Here is a 23642-nt window from a genome sequence, read left to right as displayed (position 1 = left end):
CCCGGCGTGGGTGTCGGGTTCAGCGCGCCGGCGGCGCGGTGCTGGCGCGCGTGACGAACTCCACGGGCGGCAGGGCGGGTGGCTGGAAGGGATGCCCCTGGGCGAGGGAGACCAGTTGCTGCGCCGCGGCACGGCCCCATGCGATCACGTCCTGGCGGACGGTGGTCAAGGGCGGGGCGATGTACTCGGCCAGAGGGATGTCGTCGAAGCCCACTACCGACAGGTCCTCCGGGACTCGCAGTCCGCGACTGTTTGCGGCGGCGATTCCGGCGATGGCCATCAGGTCGTTGGCGTAGACGATGGCGGTCGGCGGGTCCTGCCGGTCGAGCAGGTCGTGCGTGGCACGGGCGCCGGCGGCCCCGGTGAAGTCCGCGGCCGCGAGCGGTCCTGCGGGCAGCCCCGCGTCGGCCAGGGTGGTCATCCAGGCGCGCTGCCGGGCCTCGGCGTGCACATAGCCGTCGGCACCGCTGACGTGCCCGATGCGCCGATGGCCGAGCGTGTGCAGGTGCTCGACGGCGTGGCGCACCCCGTCAGCGTCATCGACGCCGATCGCCGGCACCGAGCTGTCCGCACGGTCCGGTCCGACGATCAATGCCGCCAGGCCCAATCGGTCGACCAGTGCCGTGCGCGGGTCGTTGATGTGCAGATCGGTGAGGAACACACCGTCGACCCGGCCGTCATGGCTCAAGCGCTCATACGCGTCGCGCTCGGCCTCCTCGTCCGCGACGACCTGGAGGACCAGTGCGTAGTGCAGCGGTGAGAGCCCGCTTTCGACGCCTGCGACGAACTGCGGGAAGAACGGGTCGGTGCTGAGCAGTTCGGGAGGCCGACGGATCACCAGGCCGAGGGCCTGGGCGCGCCGGGTGGACAGGGCCCGGGCGCCGGCGCTGGGCTGCCAGCCCAGCTGAGTGGCTGCCTCCAGGACCCGCCGGCGTGCTTGAGGGCTGACGCCGGCGCGGCCGTTGACGACGAAAGACACGGTGGCTTTGGACACCCCGGCAAGCGCCGCGACATCACCGATGGTGGGGCGGCTGCGCCGGCGTGGAGACGGCGCTGCCGCGGGCTCGGTGCCGGCCGGTTCCGTGCCCGGGTCGTGGTGCCGGTGGACCATGTTCTTCGCCTCCTTGCCGCCGCCCGGTACCGGTGGGGCCGTGAGGTGCGCTGCCCAACCGATTACCGAAACGTTTCGTACGATCCCTTGACGCTTGGATTTTAAACCGGTTTGAATGGCGCCCGTCACCCCGACGCGATCACCTGCCGGGGCCGGTCGACGGCGGTGGACAGGGCCGCCCGCCGCCACCATCTGGCAGCCCACTCTGCACTCACACCCATGAAGGAGTCAGGCCATATGAAGCGTCATGCGCGCACAACGGTGCTGGTGGCCGCCGTGGCGGTGGTCCTGCCGCTGTCCGCCTGCGGGGCAGGCGACTCCGGCGGCGGCGCGCCGACGACAGGACCGATCGACATCTGGTACTCGACCAACGAGCAGGAGCAGGCGTGGGCCAAGGCAGTCGTGACCGCCTGGAACGCCGAGCACCCGGAGGAGAAGGTCACCGCCCGGGCGGTGCCGGCGGGCAAGTCCACCGAGGACGTGATCGGTGCGGCGATCACTGCGGGCAACACTCCCTGCCTGGTCTACAACACTGCGCCGGCCGCCGTCTCGGCGTTCCAGAAGCAGGGCGGGCTGGTGAACCTCTCGAAGACGTTCAAGGACGCCGAGACCTTCGTCAAGCAGCGCTCAGGCGCCGCGGCGGACGGCTTCCGCTCCCCGGACGGTTCGCTGTATCAAGTGCCGTGGAAGACCAACCCGTTCATGCTCTACTACAACAAGGACGCGTTCGCCAAGGCCGGCCTGGATGCGGAGCATCCCAGGCTTCGAACCTACGCTGATGTACTCGCGGCAGCGAAGGCGATCAAGAGCAGCAAGGCCGCCAAGTTCGCCCTGTATCCACCGGCGACCAGCGACTACACCAATTCGCTGTTCGACTTCTACCCGCTGTATCTTGCGAACTCCGACGGCACCCAGCTGGTCAAGGACCACAAGGCGACCTTCACGTCCGAGGCCGGCCTGCAGACCCTCGGCTTCTGGCAGCGGATGTACGCCCGGGGCTACTCCTCACCGGAGGCGTACAGCGGCGACATGTGGGCGGGTCCGTTCGCCGACGGGGTGGCCGCGATGGGGATCGCCGGGCCGTGGGGCAAGGCTCAGTTCGACGGCAAGGTGACGTACGGCGTGACGCCCCTGCCGACCGCCGCGGGCGCGGACGAGGCGTCGACATTCGCCGATTCGAAGAACGTCGGGCTGTTCACCTCCTGCCGGCACCAGCAGACCGCCTGGGACTTCACCAAGTTCTCCATGCGCAAGGACCACGATGTGAGCCTGCTGGAGAAGACCGGGCAGTTCCCCACCCGCACCGACGTGTCGACTGTCGCCGCCGACTTCCTGGAGAAGAACCCGTTCTACCAGCCCTTCGCCGACGCCGTCCCGCGCGCCGTGGATGTGCCGAACATCGCCCGCTCGGGCGAGGTGTGGACGACTTTCCGCAAGGCATGGGACGACACCGTCCTGTCGGGCGAGGGAGACGTGAAGGGCTCCTTCACCCAGGCTGCCCAGACCATCGACGACCAGGCCAACGGCTGACGAGGCACACACATGACCGCACCACACGTCCGCCCGGCGGGGATGCGGGCCGCCGGCGGCTCCGCCGGGCCGCAGCCCGCAGGAGCCCCCGCGTCCGCCGGCTCCGTTGCCCCGGCGGGAACGCCCTCGGACCGGCCGCGCCGCCTCCGCCGTGGACAACGCCTAGAGCGGTGGCTGGGCCGCCATCCGCTCGGCCTCGCGCTCGCCGCCCCGTACACCGCCTACGTACTGGTCGTCTTCGCGATCCCGTTCGGCTTCGGCATCTGGATGGCCTTCCACGACTACTTCTTCACCGCCCCTGGGGTGTCGGTCCCGCACCCGTTCGTCGGGGTCGACAACTTCACCGCGGTCCTGGGTGATGAGGATGCCCAACGCGCCTTCCGCAACCTGGGCGTCTTCATGGCGATCAACATACCGCTGACCGTCGTGCTGGCCCTGTCGCTGGCGGCCGCGCTGAACGCGGCCACACGATGGCGGGTCTTCTTCCGCGTCGCGTACTACGTGCCGTACGTCACCGCGTCGGTGGCCACCCTCGCCGTGTGGCTGTTCTTGTTCAACGGTTCGGGTGCGGTCAACCATGTGCTGGGGGCCTGGGCGCCGGATCCGTCGTGGCTGGCGAACCAGCATCTGGTGATGCCGCTGATCGCGCTGTACGTGACGTGGAAGCAGCTGGGCTTCTACATCCTCTTGTATCTGGCCGCGCTGCAGAACGTGCCCCGCGAGCTGCACGAGGCCGCGCTCACCGACGGGGCGGGCCGCTGGCAGGCCTTCCGTGCGGTCACCCTGCCGGCCGTGCGACCGGTCACCTCCCTCGTCGTCCTGCTGTCGCTGATCACCTCCGGGCAGATCTTCACCGAACCGTTCCTGCTCACCGGCGGCGGCCCGCACGGCGCCTCGATGACCCCTGCCTTGCTGATGTACCAGCGCGGCCTCGAACAAGGTGCGCCGGACGCGGCCGCCGCCATCGGGCTGATCCTCGTCACTGCGGTACTCGTCCTCGCCACGATCTCCCGGCGCCTCATGGAGAGGGACTGACATGGCCCGAACGCTGCGCATACTGCGCTATGGCGCGCTCCTCCTGGGCGCTGTCGCCGCGCTGCTGCCGTTCTCCTACATGCTCCTGGGCGCGCTGCAGAAGAAACGCGACACCAGCCTGGGCGGACTGCTGCCCAACCCGTCCCGTCTGACCCTGGCCAACCTCGCCGGCATCGACGACTCCTTCAGCCTCATCACTGCCCTGCTCAACTCGCTCGTCATGACGGTCGGAGTGGTGGCTTGCACCCTGGTCTTCGGGCTGCTCGCCGGGTACGCACTGGCCATCCTGCGCTTCCGCGGTCGCGGCCTGGTCTTCGCGCTGGTGCTGCTGGTCCAGGCCATCCCGTTCCAACTCCTGATGATCCCGCTCTATGTGATGGTGGTGCGCTACTTCCATCTGGCCGACAGCTACGCCGGAATGATCCTGCCCTTCGCCATCAACTCCGTCGCCGTGCTCATCTTCCGCCAGTACTTCCTGCAGATACCCAGGGAGATCTTCGACGCGGCCCGCGTGGACGGTGCCGGCGAACTGCGCATCCTGCGCTCAGTCGCGGTGCCCCTGGTACGGCCGGCGATCCTCACCGCCATGCTGGTGACCTTCATCGGCCCGTGGAACGAATTCCTCTGGCCGTTCCTGGTCACCAAGGACCCGGACATGCAGCCCCTGGCGGTCAGCTTGGCGAACTTCTCCCAGGCCAACTCCACCTTCCAAGCCAACCCCATGGGCGCTGTGCTGGCCGGCGCATGCGTCCTCGCAGCGCCCGCCATCGTGTTGTTCCTGCTCTTCCAGCGTCACTTCACCTCCGCCAACCTCGGCTCCGCGATCAAAGGGTAGGTATGACCCAGCTCAACGCCGACACCGCGCTCCCCTACGCCCTGAACCGCGTCGGTGTGCTCATGACCGCCGATCCGGACGACCCGCTGGAGGCCGAGGGCGTCCTCAATCCCGCCACCGCCTGGGGGCCCGACGGCCACCTGTACCTGTTCCCGCGGATCGTCGCGTCCGGCAACGTCTCCCGCATCGCCCGGGCCCGCGTGGTGATCGAAGGCGGGGTTCCGGTCGGTGTCGAACGCCAGGGTGTGGTTCTCGCCCCCGACGAGGGTTTCGAGCGCGGCGCGAACAACGCCGGCGTGGAAGACCCGCGCATCACCTTCCTCAGGGACCTCGGCGTGCACGTCATGACCTACGTCGCCTACGGCCCGCTCGGCCCCCGTCCGGCCCTGGCCATCTCCTACGACACCGTCCACTGGCAACGCCTGGGTCCGCTGCGCTTTGCCTACCAGCCAGAGCTGTCCACCGACCTGAACTTCTTCCCCAACAAGGACTTGGTGTTCTTCCCCGACGTGCTGCCCGGACCGAACGGACGGCCCTGCTTCGTCCTGCTGCACCGGCCGATGTGGGAACTGGACTGGCTACGGCCCGGCGAAGGTGCCCCGGCCCCGGCCGGAGTCACCGATGCCCGGCCGTCGATCTGGATCGCCTATGTGGACGCGGACGCCGCCCGCCACGATCTGACGGCGCTGACCTCGCTCACCCATGCCGCACCGGTCGCACAGCCCCAGATGCCCTTCGAGGAAGCCAAGATCGGAGCCGGCCCCCCGCCGCTGCGTGTTCCCGAGGGCTGGCTGCTCATCCACCACGGGGTCACCGGACCGGTCGCCAAGGGCTTCGAGCTGAGCCACGGCTCCGTCTACCGGGCGGGCGGCATCCTTCTCGACGCCCTCGACCCGTCCCGGGTGCTGGCACGCAGCCCACAGCCGTGGCTGTCCCCCCAGACCGAGGAAGAGACCGTGGGGACCCTCGGCAATGTCGTCTTCCCCACCGCCGTCGAGGAGATCGCCGGCACCCCGTACGTCTTCTACGGAATGGCCGACAGCTCGATCGGCGTCGCGGCTCTCGAACGCACTGCCCCGTAACCGCCCGTCCCGTCCCACCTCGCAGAGAGGACTCCCCCTCGTGCCCGTCTCACGCCGAGTCTTTCTGGGAACATCCAGCGCGGCACTCGCCGCGCTGATCACCACGAGCGGCCCGCTGGGCCGCCTGCCGTCGGCGTTCGCCGACCCGGCCGACGACCTCGCGGACATCCGGTCGGCCCTGCTCGATCTCTACCTTGAGCACGACTGGCTCGACGACGGAACCACCGCCCGGGTGGAGTGGACCTACCAGAGCCAGGCCATGAGCTACCTGTCCGCCCTTCGGGCCGACGGTTCCTGGGGCGACGTGGACTATTCCGCCACCAACAGTGCCGCCAACGGAGCGGCATGGTCGCCGTACCGGGCACTGGACCGCATGCAAGCCATGGCCGCCGCCTACGCCAATCCGTCCGGACCTCATTACCGCGATCCCCGACTGCTGGCCGGCGTGCAGAAGGCCGTCGATCACTGGTTCCAGGTCAAACCGACCAGTGTCAACTGGTGGGAAACCGGGATCGGCATCCAGCTCCGCCTGGAACGCATCGGCCTGTTCCTCCACGGACAGCTCGGCGCCACCCGCACTGCCGACATCGTCGGCGTCCTCCAGAACAGCGCCTCCGGCACCGGCCAGAACACCGTCTGGTACGCACAGAACGTCATCTTCCGCGGCCTGCTGACCCCTGACCCTGCGCTCGTCGCCTCCGGACGCGACGCCATGGCCAACGCGATCCTCCTCAGCACAGGCGACGGCATCCAGAGCGATCTCAGCTACCACCAGCACGGAGACCAGCTCTACTCGGCCGGGTACGGCCGCTCCATGCTCACCGACGTCGCACAATGGCTGTATGTCCTGCGGCGCACACCCTTCGCCTTCACGCCCACCTCGGTGCACGACTACACCAGCTGGGTTCTGGACGGAACCCGCTGGATGATCAACGGCGATCACGCCGAGTTCAATGTCTTCCTCAACCCCGCCCCGCGCTACCGCAGCAACGCCGAGCGCATCCTCGAAAGCCTGCGGCGGCTGGCCGACACCGTGCCCGACCAGGCCGACCATTTCGACCAACTGCGGCGCAACATCGTCCTCAAGAGCAGCGACACCGGCCTGAGCGGCCACAAGCACTTCTGGCGATCAGACTTCTCCGCCCACAAGCGGCCCGACTGGGGTGTCACCGTCAAGATGGTCTCGGCGCGGACCATCGGCTCCGAGTGGCGCTCGTCCAACCCCCGGAATCTGAACTACCTGTACTGGGTCCCCTTCGGCACCACGTTCATCGCCCGCAGAGGAGACGAGTACCGAAACCTGTTCCCCGTCTGGGACTGGTCCCGGCTGCCCGGGTGCACCAACCCGGCGGTTGTGGTCTCCCTGAACGCAGCCAACCCCTACAAGCAGTCGACCACGTTCGTCGGCGGTGTGGACAACGGGCTCTACGGCGCCGCGGCCCTGGACATGGACAAGTACGGCACCACCGCCCGCAAGGGCTACTTCTGCTTCGACGACGAATTCGTCGCGCTCGGGGCGGGCATCACCTCTACCGACCCGAACCCCGTGGTGACCACCCTCAACCAGTCACGCCGGCAGGGCAAGGTCATCGCCGCGGGTACCCTCGTCAACCCGGGGACCACCCTCACGCGCACCGGCGCATGGGCCTATCACGACGGCACCGGATACGCCTTCTTCGAGCCCGTTTCCATGACGGTCAAGAACGAGACCGTCACCGGTTCCTGGGCCGACATCGCCACCGGCCAGGATCCCACCCCCGTCACACAAGACGTGTTCGGCATCTGGCTCGACCACGGCGCCAAGCCGACCAACGCCACCTACGCCTACATCGTCCGGCCCGGTGTCACCCAGGGCCAGGCAAAGGCATACGCCCAGCACCCGCCCGTCCGCGTGCTCGCCAACACCACATCCCTCCAAGGCGTACGCCACGACAGCCTGCGTATCGCCCAGCTCCTCTTCTACTCCCCCGGCACGGTCACCGTCCGCACAGGGGTGACCCTCACCGCCGACCAGCCCTGCATGGTCATCCTCGACGAGTCGGAGCCGGGCACCCCCGTCATCACCGTCTCCTCCCCTCAGGCACCCGACGTCACCATCACCCTCACCCGGTTCGGAACGGTGACCCGACAGGCCGTCTCTCTCCCCGACGGCGACCGCCAAGGCTCCAGCGTCGTCCTCGGCGCACCGGCGAACAATGTCGCCCTGCGCCGACCGGTGCTCACCTCCTCCGACCGAGACACCTCCGTCGGCGCCCACTTCCTCACCGACGGCAACCCCAACACCCGCTGGTGTTCCGCAGGTTCCGGCGCCCAATGGGCCATGGTCGACCTGCTGACGACGCAACTCGTCAACGCGGTGACGCTGCACTGGGACACGGTCCACGCACAGGCGTACCGCGTCGAAGTCTCCTCCGACGGCGAGACCTGGCGGACCGTCTACTCGACCACCGCGGGCAGGGGCGGCACCCAAATCCTGCCCCTGACAGTCCAGCCCGTACGCTTTGTCCGCCTCGACCTCACCCAGCGGCACGGCAAACAGGGTTACTCGCTGCGGGGCATCGACGTACACGCCGCTCCCGACCTGGCACGCGGCAAGAACACCACAGCGTCCTCGACCCGTGCCGCCGCACTGGCCCCGGCCAACGCCACAGACGGGCGGGCCACCACCCGTTGGGGATCGGACTACTCCGACCCGCAATGGCTCAAGGTCGACCTGGGTACCACCACAGCGATCGGCGCCGTGAAGCTCCACTGGGAGACAGCCAGCGCCAAGAGCTACACGCTGCAGGTTTCGGACGACGACAGCAACTGGACCGACATCCACTCCACGACCAGCGGCCCGGGCGGAGTGGAGACGATCCCCGTCTCCGCCGGCGGACGATACGTGCGCATGTACGGTACGCAGCGCAACACGTCGTACGGGTACTCGCTGTACTCCTTCGAGGTGTACGGACACACCGGCTGACTCCCCGGCATCAGCCAGGGCCGGACGGGCCGGCTGACGCCACCGACTCCGACTCATCGCCCCCGGTCGCTGCCGTCCGGGGGCGAGCCGCAGGGCGCTTGCCCGGCCTGTTGTTGAGCGGCCGTTCCCAGACGTGTCGCAACGCGAACCAGGTCAGCAAGCGGACGAAGGCGGCTGTGGGGCGGCCAGGCGATCACCGTTGTCACGGGCGCAGCGTCCAGGACCGGCACGGCGACAAGGTCCCGGCGCAGGTCGGCGCCGGCCGACTCCGGAACGACCACGGTGGTGCGGCCGAGCGCGATCAGCTGGAAGAGCTGTGTCAGATTCCGTACCTGTGCGCCGGGTCCTTCCGGATAGCTGCCGTCGGGGCCGGGCCAGCGGGCCATCGGCAGCGTCGGCAACGCGGTGACCTCGGCCATCCGCACCTGGGAGCGGCCGGCGAGCGGGTGTGATGCCGGCAGGATCGCAACCTGCCCCTCGGTATGCAGGGTCTCGGTGTCAAGCCCGGCTGCCGCGTCGAAGGGCAGATGGAGCAGAGCCACGTCGGCATGCCCTTCCCGCAGCAGTCGCAGGTGCTGGTGCGTCTCGCACAGCAGCAGGTCGACGGTGGCCGCGCCAGGTTCCGCGGCGTAGGCATCGAGCAGTCTCGTCAGCAGCTCGCCGGCGGTGCCGGACTTGACAGCGAGGACGAGGCTGGGAGGTGTCGTCGCGGCTCGCTGGGTGTGCCGCTCGGCCGCGGTCACCGCGCTGAGGATCGCCCGCCCTTCGGCCAGCAGCACGGCTCCGGCCTCGGTGAGCGTGACCTTGCGGCTGCTGCGTTCCAGCAGCGTGATTCCAAGCCTCCGTTCCAGCTGGGCGATCGTGCGGGACAAGGGCGGCTGGGCTATCCCGAGGCGCTGGGCGGCCTTGCCGAAGTGCAGTTCCTCGGCAGCGGCAACGAAGTATCGCAGCTCGCGTATCTCCATGAGCCCAGGCTAGCGGCGGCAGATGGCCGATCGATACCTTCAGGGTATTGCCGCACTGCCGAAGCGGTGTTGGTGCCCGGCCGGCGCGAGCGCATGCTCGTTGCCATGAGCGAGAAGACGACGGCGCTGGTGACCGGCGCGAACAAGGGAATCGGGTTCGAGATCGCGGCCGGGCTGGGTGCGCGGGGCTGGAGTGTCGGTGTCGGTGCCCGGGACGAGCAGCGCCGGGAGGATGCCGTGGCGAAGTTGCGTGCGGCCGGCGCCGATGCGTTCGGCGTGCCTTTGGACGTGACCGACGGCGCCAGCGTGACCGCCGCCGTCCACCTGCTTGAGCAGCGTGCAGGACGGCTCGACGTCCTGGTCAACAACGCGGGCATGGCCGGCGGCGGGCCGGAAGAACCCACGACCGTCGACGTCGAGACCGTGCGGCAACTGGTGGAAACCAATGTCATCGGCGTCATCAGGGTCACCAATGCGATGCTGCCGCTGCTGCGCCGTTCGGCGCACCCGCGGATCGTGAACCAGTCCAGCCATGTCGGCTCCCTGACCCTGCAGACCGCTCCCGGCGTCGACCTCGGGGGGATCAGCGCGGCCTACGCGCCGACGAAGACGTATCTCAACGCCGTCACCGTCCAGTACGCCAAGGAGCTGAGCGGCACCAAGATCCTGATCAACAACGCCTGCCCCGGTTACGTGGCCACCGACCTCAACGGATTCAGCGGGACCCGGACCCCCGCACAGGGTGCCGCGGTCGCCATCCGGCTGGCGACCCTGCCGGACGACGGCCCGACCGGCCAGTTGTTCGACGACAACGGGGTCGTGCCGTGGTGACCCGGCCTTCGGACGTGCTCCTCGTCGACCGGCCGTAGCCGCCCCAGGACAGGGCGCTCCTCGGCGTCCGCCCCGCCAGCGAGACGTGGTGTCAGGGCGTGGAAGCCACGCGGGCGACAACGTCTCGGACGCCGGCCAGGGTTTCGTCGGGATGGTCAAGGGGAGGGGCCGCCGTCGCCGCGGCCCCTCGTCGGCAGCGGGACCAGGACGGCGACCGAGACCCCACCCGGTGACGGAACCGGTGCCCGCGACGGTGTTCACACAGGTGGTGGCCCCGTCTGCGGCACCGCGCGTGTGGGCCGCCGTTACCAACCGCTTACGTTCCTTTACCCGCCTTTACCCCTTCGGTGAGGCGGGAATCTGTGTTACTCATGAGGTGTGCGGTGAGGGACCTGCGAGCTTGACCGTACGGACTCGGGACTATCGTCCGGCACGCGCCGGAGTCAGCGAGCTGGGGGAACTGCATGGACCCCACACCCTCCTCTTCCTCGGCTTCTTCCTCCGCTTCGCCGTTCGACATGGTCAGCGACGCCCTGGCGGACTACATTCCCAGGGCCGGAACAGCCGAGGCCGAGGACGCCGGCGCCCCACCGGCCGAACATCACCCGCGCCGGCCTCCGAGCGCCGCCCGGGAGAACGGAGGCCGGGAGCAGATCCTCGGGGCGGTCACCCTGGACCGGGACCTGAGGATCACCGGCTGCAACCTGGAAGCCGCGCCCTTCGCGGGAGTGAGTGCCGCGCCGGGGGCCGCCTTCGCCGATCTGCTGCCCCCCGCCGACGTACCCACGGTGACACAACGGCTGCAGAGGGTCCTTGAGACGCGGGAAGCGCACGTCGCCCGGGTCCAGCGGCTGCGGCGGGCCGACGGGACAGAACTGGTCGTCTCGATGAGCATCCTGCCCGCCGCACCACCGCGGGACGGTCTGACCGTCTCCCTGATCGCCATGGCCAAACGGCTGCACCTGTACGCCTCCGCGACCGCCATCGGAACCTCACTGGACATCGGGGAGACCGCGCTCTCCCTGGCCCAGTCCCTGCTGGCCTGGGGAGACGTCGCCGCCGTCGACCTCGACTACGCCGTATGGACGGGCGAGGCGGTCACCGAGCAGGCACAGGAACGCATCCGCCTGAGACGGGCGGCCCTGGTACCGGACCGGGCCTGGCCCGACGGCTACCTGACACCCGGGGACAACCTCCCCCGCGAAGCGAGCCGCCTGCTGGCCGGCGCGGAAATGCGCGACGACATGCCCCAGGCCATCGTCATCCCCGACCGCGCGGCGATCGAACGCACCCTGCTCAACGATCCGCAGCTGGTGCGCGCACTGGTGCCCGGCGACCGGCCGGTCAGTGTCGCCTGCATACCGCTGGTCGTGGACGGACCGGAAGACACACCCGGACCCATCGTGCTCGGCATGACCGAGGTCTGGCGCCGGCCGGAGCGCCCCTTCCGCGACGGCGAACTGCTCGACCTGCAAGAACTCGTCGCCAGAACCGCCCGCCACGTCGACCTCGCCCGCCAGCACCAGCGCGAACACGCCCAGGTCCTGGCCCTGCAGCGCCGGCTGCTGCCCCGCGCCGGCAGCGACACCATCGAGGTCGCCACCGTCTACGAACCCACCACCCCCGACAGCGCGGGCGTCGGCGGCGACTGGGTCAACAGCTTCCCCCTCCCCGGCGACCGCACCGCACTCGTGGTCGGCGACGTCGTAGGACACGGCCTCGGAGCCGCGGCGGCCATGGGCCAGCTCAGCATGGAGGCCCGCGCACTGCTGTCGGCGGGGATGGGCCCCGGGGAGGTCCTGGAGCGTCTGGACGAGACGGTCACCCTCCTGGACGACACCGACACGGGCCTCGCGGCCGGATACAGCGCCCTGGGCTCGACATGCTGCATCGCGGTCTACGACCCGGTCGACCACCGGCTGGTGATGTCCAACGCCGGCCACCTGCCGCCCATCCTCATCCATCCCGACGGATCCGCCGAGACCATGACGGCGCAGCCACACCCCGGCCTGGGTGCCGTGTTCGCCGTCCGGGAGCCGTTCGACGAGCACGAGTTCACCGCGCCTCCCGGCTCCCTTCTCGTCCTCTACACCGACGGCCTGGTGGAGGATCCGGCGGCCTCGATCGACGACGGCATCGGCCGGCTGACGGACAGGGTGCGCGAGGTGCATCCCTGGGACGATCTCCAGCAGGCCGCGCGCCGCGTGGTCGCCGGCCTGGCCCCGCAGGGGCGCCTGCGCGACGACATCACGCTGCTGCTGGCCCGTATGGCGGGCCGCCGCAGCCGGGACACCGCCATCTGGCACCTGCCCGCCCGCGAGGACACCCCCGCCCGCACCCGCGCCCTGGCCTGCCCCTTCCTGCGGCGATGGCACGCCGGCGACCAGGCACGGGACAGTGCGCTGCTGGTGATCAGCGAACTGGTCACCAACGCCGTCCGGTTCGGCACCGGACCCGTCACGGTACGGCTGGTGAAGGCCGGGAGCCGTCTGTCGTGCGAGGTCGGCGACAACGGCGACGGCCGGCCGCGCCTGCGCCGCGGTGCGCCGCTCGACGACAGTGGCCGGGGGCTGCACGTCGTCCACAAGCTCAGCACGCGCTGGGGGGTGCGGTGGACCAGCACCGGCAAGGCCGTCTGGGCGGAACTGGAGGCGTAGCGCCCGTGCCGGAATGAGAGCGGCGGGCTCCGGCTACAGCCACTCCCCCTCTACTGCCGTGGCGGTCAGCCCGGGCGCGGCCGCGTACAGCACCGTACGACTGCCTGTCTTCTGGCCCGCGTCGTGCGCGCGGCGCAGTATGTCGAGCACGGCGGCACCGCCGCGGTTACCCGTGGTGTAGCTGTCCCGGCTGTGGGCCAGCAGCCCCGCCGGCCACCCGTCGGGCATCGTCTGCTCCATGTACTCCAGCACCCGTGTGCCACCGGGATGCGCGAGCAGCAGATCGGGATGCCACGCGGGCCACTCGTCCTGGTGGCGCACACGCAACCACTGCCACATCGCGGCCACCGTCTCCTGCACGGCGCGCGGCCCACGGCGGTCCATCACGAAATGCGTGCCGTCGGACCGGGTGTCCAGCCGGTGCAGATCCGCGGTGCCGGGCAGCGTGTGATGCCAGGCCGCGTCGAGGCGCAGGACCGACTCCGTCCTGGGGCGGCCCGTGACCACCACGGCGACCGCGGTGTCCGCGAACAGCAGCCGGACGATCAGCGATTCGAGCGTGTCGTCGGCGGGCTGGTAGGTGGTGCTCAGCGCCTCCGATATCACGACCAGTACGACCCGGTCGGGGTCCGCGGCGACCAGCTCGGCCGCCAGCGCCAGGGATCGGGTGCCGGCGATGCAGGCCCACTGGGTGGCCGGCAGCAGCAGCACGTCGCGGCGCAGCGGAAGCCGGTTGAGCAGGGACAGGTCCAGGCCCGGCAGGGCGGGGGTGGTGGAGTGACTGGTGATCAGACAGTCGACGTCGGCCGCCTCAAGTCCGGCGGTCCGAAGGGCCTGACGGGCCGCGCGCTCCCCGTATGTCTGCACGGCCGCCCAGGCCGGCGCGGTGCGCTCCTCGATGGTCTGCGGCGCCGGTACCGACTCCAGCGCGGCTATCACGCGGTTCACCTCCTGGTCGGTGAACCCGCCCGCGGCCAGTGCCTCACGGGCCGGGCCGGCGCCCGGAGTTCGCAGGCCGCCTCCGCCGCCGGGCGCGACGGATGTCTCCAGCGGCAGCATCCAACCACGGGAGGCGATGCCCGTACTCGCGGCGATGCCGTCGATCCGCGGCAGCCATGCCGCCTGCGGATGCCGGCTTCGCACCTCCGAGAGGATCTGGCCGGTCTGCACGATGTGTTCGCCGTGGAGCACGGCGGGAGGGCACAGGTAGGCGCCCATAGTACGCACCTTTCTCCGAAAACCCATGAATGGCGAAAAGTGTCCGAAACATGCCTGATTGGGCAGGCCCGGGGTCAAGTCGCCGTCATCGCACTCTACTTCGTGTTCGACCGTCTTGGCCTATATCACGAGTGAACGATGTCATGAGAGTTGTGTCCGAAGGTGATGCGGCAGGCGTGCCCGCCGTGCCCCTGCGACCCGGTGCGCCGCCGCGGAGCGGTTCATCAGGCCGGAGGCCGCGGGCATGAACTGGCCGGGCCGGCGCCTCAGGACAGGGGCGAGCCCGGGATGGGCCAGGCGATCGTCGACGTCGCGCGATCGATGAGTTCAGGGGCGCCGGGCGGCGGCCAGCTGCCTGCGGCGTAGAGTTCCCGCCGGATGCGCACGCGTTCGTCGAGGCCGTGGAAGGGCCATACGTGCACGATGCGTTCGGGTCCGTCGAGCGCGTACATCACGACCGTGACCGGGTCGATCAGGTCACGGTCGGGCAGTGCCCTGCGCCACCCTTCGATCGTGCCCGGCAGACCGCCGGGGACGAGTGTGTAATCGCGGATCTCGTACACCGGCCCGAGCGCACCCACCTCGACCGCCGGCATCATCGGCAGCCCGGCGAAACTCGCCACATCGACGCCGGTGATCTCGCCGGTCCGCGAAAGCGGGTGCCCGCTCAGCCGCATGGCGTGCCGAGCGGTGAAAAGGGATGCTTCGTCCGGGAACGACCGCAGCACCCACATGCGTCCGAGTTCGCCGTTCTCCGATGTCCACCCGCCGAGCCAGCGGCCGCCGTCGTCCGCGTCCTGCGCCCAGGCACCCACGGCTTCGGCGACGCGCGGCCCGTCGACCAGCGCGCAGGTGACCGTTGTCCACTCGTACCGGATCGCTCGCTGTTCCGCGGAGACATCCTCAGAGGTGATGGGCGCTTCCCGCAACGTACCGCTTCCCTCACTCGATGCGTGGTCTCGCCGCGACAGGACCGCGCCGAGATCGCACACCATACGGCAGTCGGTGAGCACGCCGTGCCACGGCCGTGTCATCTGGCGGACAGCGCAGAGGGGTCGCGCACCGAGCCGGCGCCGGCGTGATGCCGTACGGGTGCCGGGCGAGAATGCCGCGCCCGTACGCCGCTTCTTCGAGGACGCCTGAAGCGGAGGCCGCAACGGCGCGCGTGGGCACGGCGGCCAGGGAGTGAAGGGCCGTGCGCACGGATACGCTCAGATCATGTCTGTGCCGATCCGCCTCAACTATCCCGCAGCGATACCCGTCGGCCATGTGATCGAGGTGACCGAATTCCTCGACACCCGGCCCGAGAAGAAACGCCGGAGCTACGCCCGTGGCGAGCCGTTCCAGATCCCCGTCATCCGCGACCTGGACACGGGGATCCGCTACATGAACCACCGGCATGTCAGCCGCGGGGACAACGGCGGCAACGACTTCGTGCCGAACAACTACTCGCCCGAGCCGCGTTCCGACCTCGTGGTCAGCCGCGTCTACCGGGCCAAGGTGACGGCCTGCACGCTGGTGATGGTGGAAGGTCTGGAGAACCAGCACACCACCCTCGTGGTCGATCCGGTCGAGGACGTCTCCCCCGGCTCGTGAATCACCTCTGACACGTGACGCGGCCTGCCCCGGAGGGCGGGAATCGCTGCTGTCCGGCGTACCCGTGCCTGGCGCAATGCCCCGGGCACGGGTGCGCCGGCCGGCCCTGGTGGGCCTCCTCGTCGACACCGTATGACGGGACCGCTCACCGCGAGCGTGCCGTCTCGTGGGCCCACTGCTGGAAGGTCGTCGTCTCGATGCCCAGGGCGTGGGCCATGGCGGGGTGGGCCGGTGCCGGGTAGGTGTCCATCCGCCGCTGCGACTTCGCCAGTTCCGGCGGGATCCCCCAGGCGACGGCCTGCTCCGGGTCGCTCGGCAGCTCGATCGGCGTCGACCGCAGGGAGTTGAGGATCTCGACCGCGCGGCGCAGGGACAATGCGTCTCCCGCGAGTTCCAGGACGACCTCGTGGAAGCGCGGCGGATCCGCGAGCACCGCGAGCGTGGCCTTCCCGATGTCCTGGACCGCGATCCACGGCCGTGCGACGTCGAGGTCGTTGACGACGGCCAGCCGGTCCGATGTGAACTGCGCGAACCACAACGAGGGTTGTTTCAGGTTTTCCATGAACCCGGCGGGTCGCAGGATGGTCCAGGTGCAAAAGCCCGCCTCGCGCACCACCCGCTCGGCCTCGATCTTGCTGCGCCAGTAGTGGGCCGGGAAGGCTCCCCAGCGTTCCTCATCGAACGCACCGGGGTCCTCGTTGCCCGCGCCGGACACCGATGAGTGCACGATCTGCTCGATCCCGGCCTCCCGGCTCACCGCCACCAGGTTGCGGGCACGTTGAACCTCGAAGTCGGCCATCAAGTTCGCATAGTCCGCCGTCTCCATCGAGAACACCGCGCCCGCCCCGGCCGCCGGCCCCTTGAGCGAGGCGGGATCGTCGAGATCGCCGCGCGCCAGTGTCGCTCCGGCCGCGGCAAGCCGGCGGGCCGCCGCGGACGACGGGTCCCGGACCAGAGCACGGACCGGCCGTCCCGCGGCGAGCAGCGCGCGGGCGACCGCGCCGCCCTGGTTGCCGGTCGCTCCCGTCACCAATACGGGTTCGGTTGTCATGGGTACCCCTCTCTCGCACTAAACGGGGTCCCACCCCGTTTCTGGACCGGACTATATGGGGTGGCCCCCCGTTTGTCGAGGCGAGGTTAGAATCGGCGCGATGACGAGCCAGCAGACCCCGCAGCGCGCCGACCGGCGGCGCAATCGCGAACGCCTGCTCGCCGCCGCCGCCGAGGTGGTGGCGCGGGACGGCGCCTCCGCCTCGCTTGAGGAGATCGCCCGACGGGCCGGGCTCGGCTCGGCGACCCTCCACCGGCACTTCCGCTCCCGCGAGGCCCTGCTGACCGAGGTCTTCCATGAGGGCGTCGAACGACTGGCGGCACGCGCCCGGGAGCTCAACGAGACCGCGGGCGGCGACGGGCTGGGCGTCTGGCTGGAGGAACTGACCCGCTACACCGCCACCACCCGCGGGCTTGCCGTCTCCCTGCGGCCCACCGCGGCCGACAGCGGTTGCCACGGCGTGCTGGCGGACGTCGCCGCCGACCTCGCGGCGACCGCGGTCAAGGCCGGCCGGCTGCGCCCCGAGGTCACGGTCGACGACCTGCTCGCCCTCGCCAGCGGCATCGCCATCCGGGCCGAGGACGACCCGGAGTTGGCCACCCGCCTGCTGCGCATGGCCGTCAACGGCGTGGAACCCCGACCCTGACACTCCCGCCGGAGATCCCGGCCCCGGCGGCCGAGACCCGGGCATGCGTACGGCCACCGGTGATCAACGGTGCGGGAAACCCAGCCGGTGGCCGCAGGTCACACGAGGGAGCCGGGCCGTCGGCCCGTACGGGGAAGTACCGGCAGACGGCGCCGGCCCCCTGCCTGCCCGCCCACCGGACCGTGCCACGGCTCCCACCTCTCGCTCGCTTGCATAAACGGAACAAGGTTCCGTACGATCGAATCGGATCGCGGTTCCGTTTCAACGTTCCGTACCCCCGCCGCTTCGCTCACGGGTGACCGCGCGGGGGTGTCCTGATCGGAGGACACAGCCATGCAGTACCGCACGCTGGGACGCACAGGCGTCCAGGTCAGCTCGCTCGCGCTGGGCGCGATGAACTTCGGCGCGCTCGGCCGCACCAGCCAGGACGACGTCGACCAGATCGTCGGCACCGCCCTGGACGCCGGGATCAACCTCATCGACACCGCCGACATGTACAGCGGCGGGCAGTCGGAGGAAATGGTCGGCAAGGCGATCGCCGCACGCCGTGCCGACGTCGTACTCGCGACCAAGGCCGCCCTGCCCATGGGCGAGGAGCGCAACCACCAGGGGGCCTCTCGGCGCTGGCTCACCAAGGCCCTTGACGACAGCCTGCGACGCCTCGGGGTCGACCACATCGACCTCTATCAGATCCATCGCTGGGACCCGCGCACCAGCGACGAGGAGACGCTTGCCGCGCTCACCGATCTCCAACGCGCCGGGAAGATCCGCTACTTCGGCACCTCGACGTTTCCCGCATACCGCCTCGTGCAGGCCCAGTGGGCCGCTCGCGAGCATCGTCTGGGCCGCTACGTCACCGAGCAGCCGAACTACTCGATCCTGCAACGTGGCGCCGAGAGCGAGGTGCTGCCCCTCGCGCAGGAGTACGGCCTCGGGGTGCTCGTATGGAGCCCGCTGGCCTCCGGCTGGCTCACGGGCACCGTCCGCGAGGGCCGAGCGATCACCACCAGCAGATCCGCGTTCATGCCCCAGCGCTTCGACGTCACCGTCCCGGCGAACCGGGCCAAACTCGACGCCGTGGAGAAACTGGCGTCTCTCGCCGACGAAGCCGGCCTCACCATGATCCAGATGGCGCTCGGCTTCGTGACCGCGCACCCGGCGGTCACCAGCGCTCTGATCGGCCCCCGGACCATCGACCACCTGCACTCCCAACTGGCCGCCGCGGACACCGTCCTGCCCACGCAGATCCTCGACGCCATCGATGCCATCGTGGCCCCCGGAACGGATCTGGCGGCACACGAGAAGAACGCGACACCCGCGCCTTCGATCGCCCGTCCGGCGCTGCGCCGCCGCGCTTCCTGACCCGAGCCCTCCTCGCCGAAAAAAGACTCCCGCTGGTTCGCCGCCGCCATGCGTCAACGCGCCGGCATCGTCCGCGCCGCCGACTACCAGGGCCTCGCGACGTTCACCCCCGTCACCGACGAAGCCCTCAAGGACAGGATCGACACCGCATACACGGAAAATTCACCGGCGGGCTCAGCGATGGGCCGACGGGGGGCTCGTCGCGGACTTCGGCGACGACCGTGCCGTGCGGTTCCGCGATCTCACCGCAGGGTGCCCGGCCGGTGCCGACCACCTCGCCGTCACGGGGTGAGCGGGCCGAGCCGGTACCGGCCGCCGCGGCGCGTGCCGAAGGACACCACATCCCCCTCGGGGCGGTCCACGTCGGCGCCCTCGACGCGCACCGGGTGCGGGGTGCGGATCCGTACGGGATTGCCGAGCAGCGAGCGCACCTCCGCGCGTGTGATCCCCTCCGCCGTCCACTCCAGGTCGATCTCGAAGCCGCCGCGCGCCCGCAGCCCCCGGAAGGATCCGGTGGGCCAGGCCCCGGGCAGGGCGGGCAGCAGCTCGATCTCGCCGGCGTGGCTCTGCACCAGCATCTCGGTGATGCCGGAGACGCCGCCGAAGTTGCCGTCGATCTGGAAGGGCGGGTGCAGGTCGAAGAGGTTGGGCGCGGTGCGCGCCGGGGTGAGCAGGTCCGCCAGGTGCTGGTAGGCGCGCGCCGGCTCCAGCAGCCGGGCCCACAGGTTGATCTTCCAGGCGAGGGACCAGCCCTGTCCCGCGGCACCGCGCAGCTCCAGGCTCTTCTTGGCGGCCGCGGCGAGTTCCGGCGTGCCCCGCGGGGTGATCTGCGCGCTCGGGAACACCCCGTACAGGTGGGACACATGGCGGCTTCTGACCAGGGCCGCCTCCTCCCAGTCCACCAGCCACTCCTGGATCTGGCCCAGGTAGCCGACGCGGGTGGGAGCGAGCCGGTCACGGACCTCGGTGACTCGTTCGACGAGCCGGGGGTCGCGGTCCAGCGCCTTGGCGGCCTGCCGGTAGGCGTCGAAGAGGTCCCGCAGCAGTTGCATGTCCATGGTGGGGCCGACGCAGATGCTGACGCTCTCGCCCTCGTCCTGGTGGTGGGTGACCTCCGGCGACTGCGAGGGGTTGGTGACCAGCCAACCGGTCTCCGCGTCCACCTGCAAGGTGTCGAGGAAGAACTCCACCGCGCCCTTCATCACCGGGTAGTTGCGGCTCAGCGCGCCCGTGTCACCGGTGAACAGGTAGTGGTCCCACAGCATCACGCACAGCCAGGCGCCACCGGTCGGCCACATGCCGTACTGGGCGGCGTCCACCGGTGCCGTGCCGCGCCAGCCGTCGGTGTTGTGGTGCAGCACCCAGCCGGGGGCGTCGTAGAGGGCCTTGGCGGTGCGGCTGCCGGACTCGGCCAGTTCGTGCACCATCCGCACGGCCGGGTCCCAGCACTCGGCGAGGTTGCCGGGTCCTGCGGGCCAGTAGTTCATCTCGAAGTTGATGTTGACGGTGTACTTGGACTCCCAGGCCGGGTTCAGGCCGTCGTTCCACAGGCCCTGGAGGTTGGCGGGCTGGCCGGGCGAGCGGGAGCAGGAGGCGAGCAGGTAGCGGCCGTACTGGAAGTAGAGCGCGGCCAGTTGGGGATCCTTGCCGTCGGCGAACAGGGGGATGCGTTCGTCGGTGGGCAGGCCGGTGCGCTCCGAGGGACCGAGGTCGATGGCGACCCTGTCGAACAGGCGCCGGTGGTCGGTCACGTGCCGGGCGCGCAGGTGTGCGTACGGCTTCCTCGCGGCCGGTGCCAAATGGTTGCGGGCGCGGGAGGCGGGGTCGGCGCCGACGTCGAGGTAGGTGCGGTAGCTGGTCGCCATGGAGATCACGAGGGTGACGCCGTCGGCGCCCTCGACGGTGAGTGTTCCGCCGTCGGTGCGCACCCGGCCGCCCTCGGCCTCGGCGCGCGCCAGGGCCCTGAAGCGCACCGAGCCGGGCAGGCCGTACCAGTCGCCGCTGACACCGTCGAGGGCGATGGTGTGCGCGTCCACGGCCGAGTCACCGGAACGCTGCGGGCTGGTGAAGCGGGCGGAGAAGCCGACGGTGCCCGGGGTGTCCGTGGTCATCCGGACGACGAGGACCTGGTCGGGTGCGCTGGCGAAGACCTCCCGGACATGGCGTACGCCACCGCGTGTGTAGGTGGTGCGGGCGATGGCGGTCTCCAGGTTCAGCTCGCGTTCGTAGTCGCTCACCTCGCCCTGGCCCGCGAGGGTGAGTTCGAGGTCGCCGAGCACCTGGTACGCGGCCTGCTCCGAGGGGCTGCCCAGGAACTCGGCGTCGATCAGCCGCTGTGCCTGGTTCCACTTCTCCTCGACCACGAGGCGGCGGATCTCCGCCAGGTGCTGCACGGCGTCGGGACGGGCGTAGTCGTTGGGGCCGCCGGCCCACAGGCTGTCCTCGTTGAGTTGGAGCCGTTCGGTGTCGGTGCCGCCGAAGACCATGGCGCCGAGCCGGCCGTTGCCGACCGGCAGGGCCTCCAGCCACTCCTGCGCCGGGGCGCGGTACCACAGCCGCATCGGGTCGGCTGCGTGGTCCCCTCCCCGCGCCGCCGACGCCCTGGTGTCCGCCGCCTGTGGCGCGGCCTGTGCGGGAGCGGCGCTCAGCGCGGTCGCCGCCGCGGAGGCTCCGGCCGCGGCCAGGACGTTTCTTCGGGACAACTCGGGCATGGCGATGCCTCCAGGTATGGGTTGAGGGCGGTGCGGGTGTCTGTGCTCTCGGCGCGGGCGGGCTCGGGCTCGGGCCCGCGCCCACCGCGCCCCGGGCAGCGGCACGTGCGGCACGCCGCCCGGGGGCGCTCGTCGGACGCGACCGCTCAGCGAGCGCTCACTGGGTGTCCCCGCCGGGCAGCGGGTAGGGGAAGTCGGCGGTGACGCCGATCTTGTCGTACTCCATCCTGGAGGCGTCGTACCCGTCCTCCCAGTTGGCGTTCTTCACGTCGTTGCACCGGTAGCTCTGGTACGACTGGTCGGTGGTCCTGCCGACCTCGATGTCCTCGAAGGTGAAGCCGCAGCCGCCGGCGTCCATGTGGATGCCCCGGGTGCCGCTGTCGGGCATCGACTCGTCCGGGATCACGTCGCCGACGACCATCTGGCGCACGTGGTTGTCCATCGGGTACGGCTCGACGTTGTTGACGCCGTAGGTGTAGAAGGCGCCCATGTCGCCGCTGTCCAGGCCGGCTTCGTCGATCCGCAGGTACTCGAAGGTGTTGCCGCGGGCGTAGTTGTCCTTGAGGGCCACTTCCGGTCGGACCTCAAGGCTGATGCCGTAGCGGGCGCTGTGCTTGACGTGGCTGTGGCTGACCGTGTTGTGCCCGGTGTTCATCAGCTCGATGCCGGAGGCGTCGCCGGGGTTCAGTTCACCGTAGTGGGTGATGTAGTTGTTGGTCAGCAGGTGGCCGTTCGAGGTGTTTCCCTCTCCCGGGTAGGGGCCCTCCACCTTGATTCCGTCGGCGCCGATGTTCTCCAGCAGACTGTCGCGGACCGTCAGTCGGTCGTTGGCGGCGAGTGCGTAGACGGCGTGGTATCCCGTGTCGGAGATCTTCAGCCGGGACAGGGTGATGTCCTTGCTGTTGGTGACCAAGACGGCTCCGAAGCGGTTGCGCGGCATCTCGATCTGCCGGTCGTACTCCGGGTACTTGTGCACCTCGCCGGAGTCGCCGTCGCTGATCCACCCGTTGCGGTACCAGTCGACGAAGTCGGTGTACTGCAGGGCGAGTCCGTCCAGGGTGATGTCCTGCGCCCGCCGGCCGGGGTCGGCGCCGGCCAGCTCGAACAAGGTCTTCACCGTGGGGCGCAGCACGGTGACGTCGTTGATGTCGCCGCGGGGCTTGTAGTAGAGCCGGCCCTTCTTGAAGTCCAGGTAGTACTCGCCCGCCTGGTCCAGGAAGTCGAGCGAGTTCTGGAGGAAGTAGCGCGAGCCGCCGCGGGAGTTGTTGAGCGCGTACCGGGTCCAGTACTTGAGCGTCATCTGGTTCTTGGCGGGGTTCCAGTCCCGGATCGGGACCGTATCGGTGAACCAGCTCCAGCTGCCGCCGGACCAGACCACCGCCTGGGCGTTGCTGAGGTCCCACTTGGCGTCCCATTCACCGGGGTGGGAGTACAGCCACTGGTGGACGGCCTCCTTCTCCGGCTCCGGCAGGGTGGACGTGAGGTACGGGGCCCACACGTCGTCGGACTTGCGGTTGGGGTAGCGGGCGGTGGTGGCGCGCGTGCCGTCCTCGAAGAGGGTGTAGAAGGGGTTCTTGGTGCCGACGTCGGCACGGTAGATGCCGTCCTTGTACTCCTCCCAGCCGGTCACCGGCTCGGCACCCATCACCCGGGCCCTGCCGGGGCCGTCGTAGGAGCGGTAGACGACCCGGTGGCCGCCCGTGCCCGAGTCGCGGTCGTCGAGTTCGACGGTCCGGCTCAGCGGATAGTCGCCGGCGCGCAGGTTGACGTGGATGTCGCAGCGCATCGTGCCGGGCCGGTTGAGGCCCTTGTCGCGGATGTGGTCGCGCGCCTTCTCGATGGTCTTGAAGGGATTGCTCCTGGTGCCCTTGGCCTTGTCGTTCCCGTCGGGGGACACGAACAGCTCGGTGGCCTTGCAGCCGGCGGCCCGGGCGCTCGCGTCGGGCGTGTCCAGGGTGGCGCCGCCGACCAGCAGGGCGCCGGCCGCGAGCAGCAGGGGGAGTCTTCTGGTCCTTCGTCGTACGGGTCGTACCCGGGTGGTTGGCAC

Annotated in this window: 17 protein-coding genes and 1 pseudogene; 11 read left to right on the top strand and 7 right to left on the bottom strand. The window is 70.0% G+C overall.

Going from position 1 to position 23642, the window contains the following annotated elements:
• Window positions 1-19: 19 nt before the first annotated feature.
• Window positions 20-1111 carry a LacI family DNA-binding transcriptional regulator gene (locus AC27LF_RS29495; protein ID WP_479664248.1) on the bottom strand — a complete coding sequence of 364 codons (1092 nt, stop codon included), beginning with the start codon at window positions 1109-1111 and terminating at the stop codon, window positions 20-22.
• Between the two features lie 237 nt (window positions 1112-1348).
• Here AC27LF_RS29495 and AC27LF_RS29490 point away from each other — a divergent pair, with 237 nt between their 5' ends.
• The 5 genes from AC27LF_RS29490 to AC27LF_RS29470 are packed head-to-tail and all read left to right on the top strand — an operon-like array spanning window position 1349 to window position 8558.
• Entirely contained in the window at window positions 1349-2641 is a 1293-nt protein-coding gene (locus AC27LF_RS29490; protein ID WP_479664247.1) for an extracellular solute-binding protein, read from the top strand.
• A gap of 12 nt (window positions 2642-2653) precedes the next feature.
• On the top strand, window positions 2654-3676 hold the full coding sequence (locus tag AC27LF_RS29485) for a carbohydrate ABC transporter permease (protein ID WP_479664246.1): 1023 nt from the start codon (window positions 2654-2656) through the stop codon (window positions 3674-3676).
• Between the two features lies 1 nt (window position 3677).
• Window positions 3678-4511 carry a carbohydrate ABC transporter permease gene (locus AC27LF_RS29480; RefSeq protein ID WP_479664245.1) on the top strand — a complete coding sequence of 278 codons (834 nt, stop codon included), beginning with the start codon at window positions 3678-3680 and terminating at the stop codon, window positions 4509-4511.
• 2 nt (window positions 4512-4513) lie between these two features.
• Window positions 4514-5593, top strand: coding sequence for a glycoside hydrolase family 130 protein (locus AC27LF_RS29475; RefSeq protein WP_479664244.1), 1080 nt, complete (start codon window positions 4514-4516; stop codon window positions 5591-5593).
• A 40-nt stretch (window positions 5594-5633) separates the two neighbouring features.
• On the top strand, window positions 5634-8558 hold the full coding sequence (locus AC27LF_RS29470) for a polysaccharide lyase family 8 super-sandwich domain-containing protein (RefSeq protein WP_479664243.1): 2925 nt from the start codon (window positions 5634-5636) through the stop codon (window positions 8556-8558).
• A 53-nt stretch (window positions 8559-8611) separates the two neighbouring features.
• On the opposite strand, the gene AC27LF_RS29465 is transcribed toward AC27LF_RS29470, so the two are convergent.
• The gene (locus tag AC27LF_RS29465) at window positions 8612-9523 is read right to left on the bottom strand and encodes a LysR family transcriptional regulator (protein ID WP_479664242.1); all 912 of its coding nucleotides are present in this window, start codon (window positions 9521-9523) and stop codon (window positions 8612-8614) included.
• 93 nt (window positions 9524-9616) lie between these two features.
• On the opposite strand from AC27LF_RS29465, the gene AC27LF_RS29460 reads away from it, so the two are divergent.
• Together AC27LF_RS29460 and AC27LF_RS29455 are read left to right on the top strand one after the other, a co-directional pair.
• Window positions 9617-10354: an SDR family oxidoreductase gene (locus AC27LF_RS29460; protein WP_479664264.1), complete on the top strand. Its 738-nt coding sequence runs from the start codon at window positions 9617-9619 to the stop codon at window positions 10352-10354.
• A 464-nt stretch (window positions 10355-10818) separates the two neighbouring features.
• Window positions 10819-13011: an ATP-binding SpoIIE family protein phosphatase gene (locus AC27LF_RS29455; protein ID WP_479664241.1), complete on the top strand. Its 2193-nt coding sequence runs from the start codon at window positions 10819-10821 to the stop codon at window positions 13009-13011.
• Window positions 13012-13044: 33 nt separating this feature from the next.
• Here AC27LF_RS29455 and AC27LF_RS29450 read toward each other — a convergent pair whose 3' ends face one another.
• Window positions 13045-14229, bottom strand: a complete 1185-nt coding sequence (locus AC27LF_RS29450) for a beta-ketoacyl-[acyl-carrier-protein] synthase family protein (RefSeq protein WP_479664240.1) — start codon at window positions 14227-14229, stop codon at window positions 13045-13047.
• 266 nt (window positions 14230-14495) lie between these two features.
• Window positions 14496-15158, bottom strand: coding sequence for an NIPSNAP family protein (locus AC27LF_RS29445; protein WP_479664239.1), 663 nt, complete (start codon window positions 15156-15158; stop codon window positions 14496-14498).
• A gap of 289 nt (window positions 15159-15447) precedes the next feature.
• On the opposite strand from AC27LF_RS29445, the gene AC27LF_RS29440 reads away from it, so the two are divergent.
• Complete coding sequence (locus AC27LF_RS29440; protein WP_479664238.1) at window positions 15448-15825, top strand: hypothetical protein; 378 nt, start codon at window positions 15448-15450, stop codon at window positions 15823-15825.
• A gap of 145 nt (window positions 15826-15970) precedes the next feature.
• Here AC27LF_RS29440 and AC27LF_RS29435 read toward each other — a convergent pair whose 3' ends face one another.
• Window positions 15971-16876 carry an SDR family oxidoreductase gene (locus AC27LF_RS29435; protein WP_479664237.1) on the bottom strand — a complete coding sequence of 302 codons (906 nt, stop codon included), beginning with the start codon at window positions 16874-16876 and terminating at the stop codon, window positions 15971-15973.
• 100 nt (window positions 16877-16976) lie between these two features.
• On the opposite strand from AC27LF_RS29435, the gene AC27LF_RS29430 reads away from it, so the two are divergent.
• The 3 genes and pseudogenes from AC27LF_RS29430 to AC27LF_RS29420 all read left to right on the top strand — a co-directional run.
• Window positions 16977-17522, top strand: a complete 546-nt coding sequence (locus AC27LF_RS29430; RefSeq protein ID WP_479664236.1) for a TetR/AcrR family transcriptional regulator — start codon at window positions 16977-16979, stop codon at window positions 17520-17522.
• A gap of 333 nt (window positions 17523-17855) precedes the next feature.
• Entirely contained in the window at window positions 17856-18884 is a 1029-nt protein-coding gene (locus tag AC27LF_RS29425) for an aldo/keto reductase (protein ID WP_479664235.1), read from the top strand.
• A 33-nt stretch (window positions 18885-18917) separates the two neighbouring features.
• A pseudogene (locus AC27LF_RS29420) lies at window positions 18918-19031 on the top strand (hypothetical protein); the annotation flags it as partial.
• Window positions 19032-19165: 134 nt separating this feature from the next.
• Here the strand turns inward: AC27LF_RS29420 and AC27LF_RS29415 are convergent.
• Window positions 19166-21595 carry a glycoside hydrolase family 95 protein gene (locus tag AC27LF_RS29415; protein ID WP_479664234.1) on the bottom strand — a complete coding sequence of 810 codons (2430 nt, stop codon included), beginning with the start codon at window positions 21593-21595 and terminating at the stop codon, window positions 19166-19168.
• Window positions 21596-21752: 157 nt separating this feature from the next.
• Window positions 21753-23642: a right-handed parallel beta-helix repeat-containing protein gene (locus AC27LF_RS29410; RefSeq protein ID WP_479664233.1), complete on the bottom strand. Its 1890-nt coding sequence runs from the start codon at window positions 23640-23642 to the stop codon at window positions 21753-21755.

The sequence above is a fragment of the Streptomyces diversicolor genome, from assembly GCF_057537855.1.
Note: the sequence above shows the minus strand (reverse complement) of the source record. Positions and strands in the feature narration are given on the sequence as shown.

Bases quoted from the DNA above. Each gene is read 5' to 3' on its own strand.
- AC27LF_RS29495 (WP_479664248.1), bottom strand. From the start codon at position 1,111: ATGGTCCACCGGCACCACGACCCGGGCACGGAACCGGCCGGCACCGAG.
- AC27LF_RS29490 (WP_479664247.1), top strand. From the start codon at position 1,349: ATGAAGCGTCATGCGCGCACAACGGTGCTGGTGGCCGCCGTGGCGGTG.
- AC27LF_RS29485 (WP_479664246.1), top strand. From the start codon at position 2,654: ATGACCGCACCACACGTCCGCCCGGCGGGGATGCGGGCCGCCGGCGGC.
- AC27LF_RS29480 (WP_479664245.1), top strand. From the start codon at position 3,678: ATGGCCCGAACGCTGCGCATACTGCGCTATGGCGCGCTCCTCCTGGGC.
- AC27LF_RS29475 (WP_479664244.1), top strand. From the start codon at position 4,514: ATGACCCAGCTCAACGCCGACACCGCGCTCCCCTACGCCCTGAACCGC.
- AC27LF_RS29465 (WP_479664242.1), bottom strand. From the start codon at position 9,523: ATGGAGATACGCGAGCTGCGATACTTCGTTGCCGCTGCCGAGGAACTG.
- AC27LF_RS29460 (WP_479664264.1), top strand. From the start codon at position 9,617: ATGCTCGTTGCCATGAGCGAGAAGACGACGGCGCTGGTGACCGGCGCG.
- AC27LF_RS29455 (WP_479664241.1), top strand. From the start codon at position 10,819: ATGGACCCCACACCCTCCTCTTCCTCGGCTTCTTCCTCCGCTTCGCCG.
- AC27LF_RS29450 (WP_479664240.1), bottom strand. From the start codon at position 14,229: ATGGGCGCCTACCTGTGCCCTCCCGCCGTGCTCCACGGCGAACACATC.
- AC27LF_RS29440 (WP_479664238.1), top strand. From the start codon at position 15,448: ATGTCTGTGCCGATCCGCCTCAACTATCCCGCAGCGATACCCGTCGGC.
- AC27LF_RS29435 (WP_479664237.1), bottom strand. From the start codon at position 16,876: ATGACAACCGAACCCGTATTGGTGACGGGAGCGACCGGCAACCAGGGC.
- AC27LF_RS29430 (WP_479664236.1), top strand. From the start codon at position 16,977: ATGACGAGCCAGCAGACCCCGCAGCGCGCCGACCGGCGGCGCAATCGC.
- AC27LF_RS29425 (WP_479664235.1), top strand. From the start codon at position 17,856: ATGCAGTACCGCACGCTGGGACGCACAGGCGTCCAGGTCAGCTCGCTC.
- AC27LF_RS29415 (WP_479664234.1), bottom strand. From the start codon at position 21,595: ATGCCCGAGTTGTCCCGAAGAAACGTCCTGGCCGCGGCCGGAGCCTCC.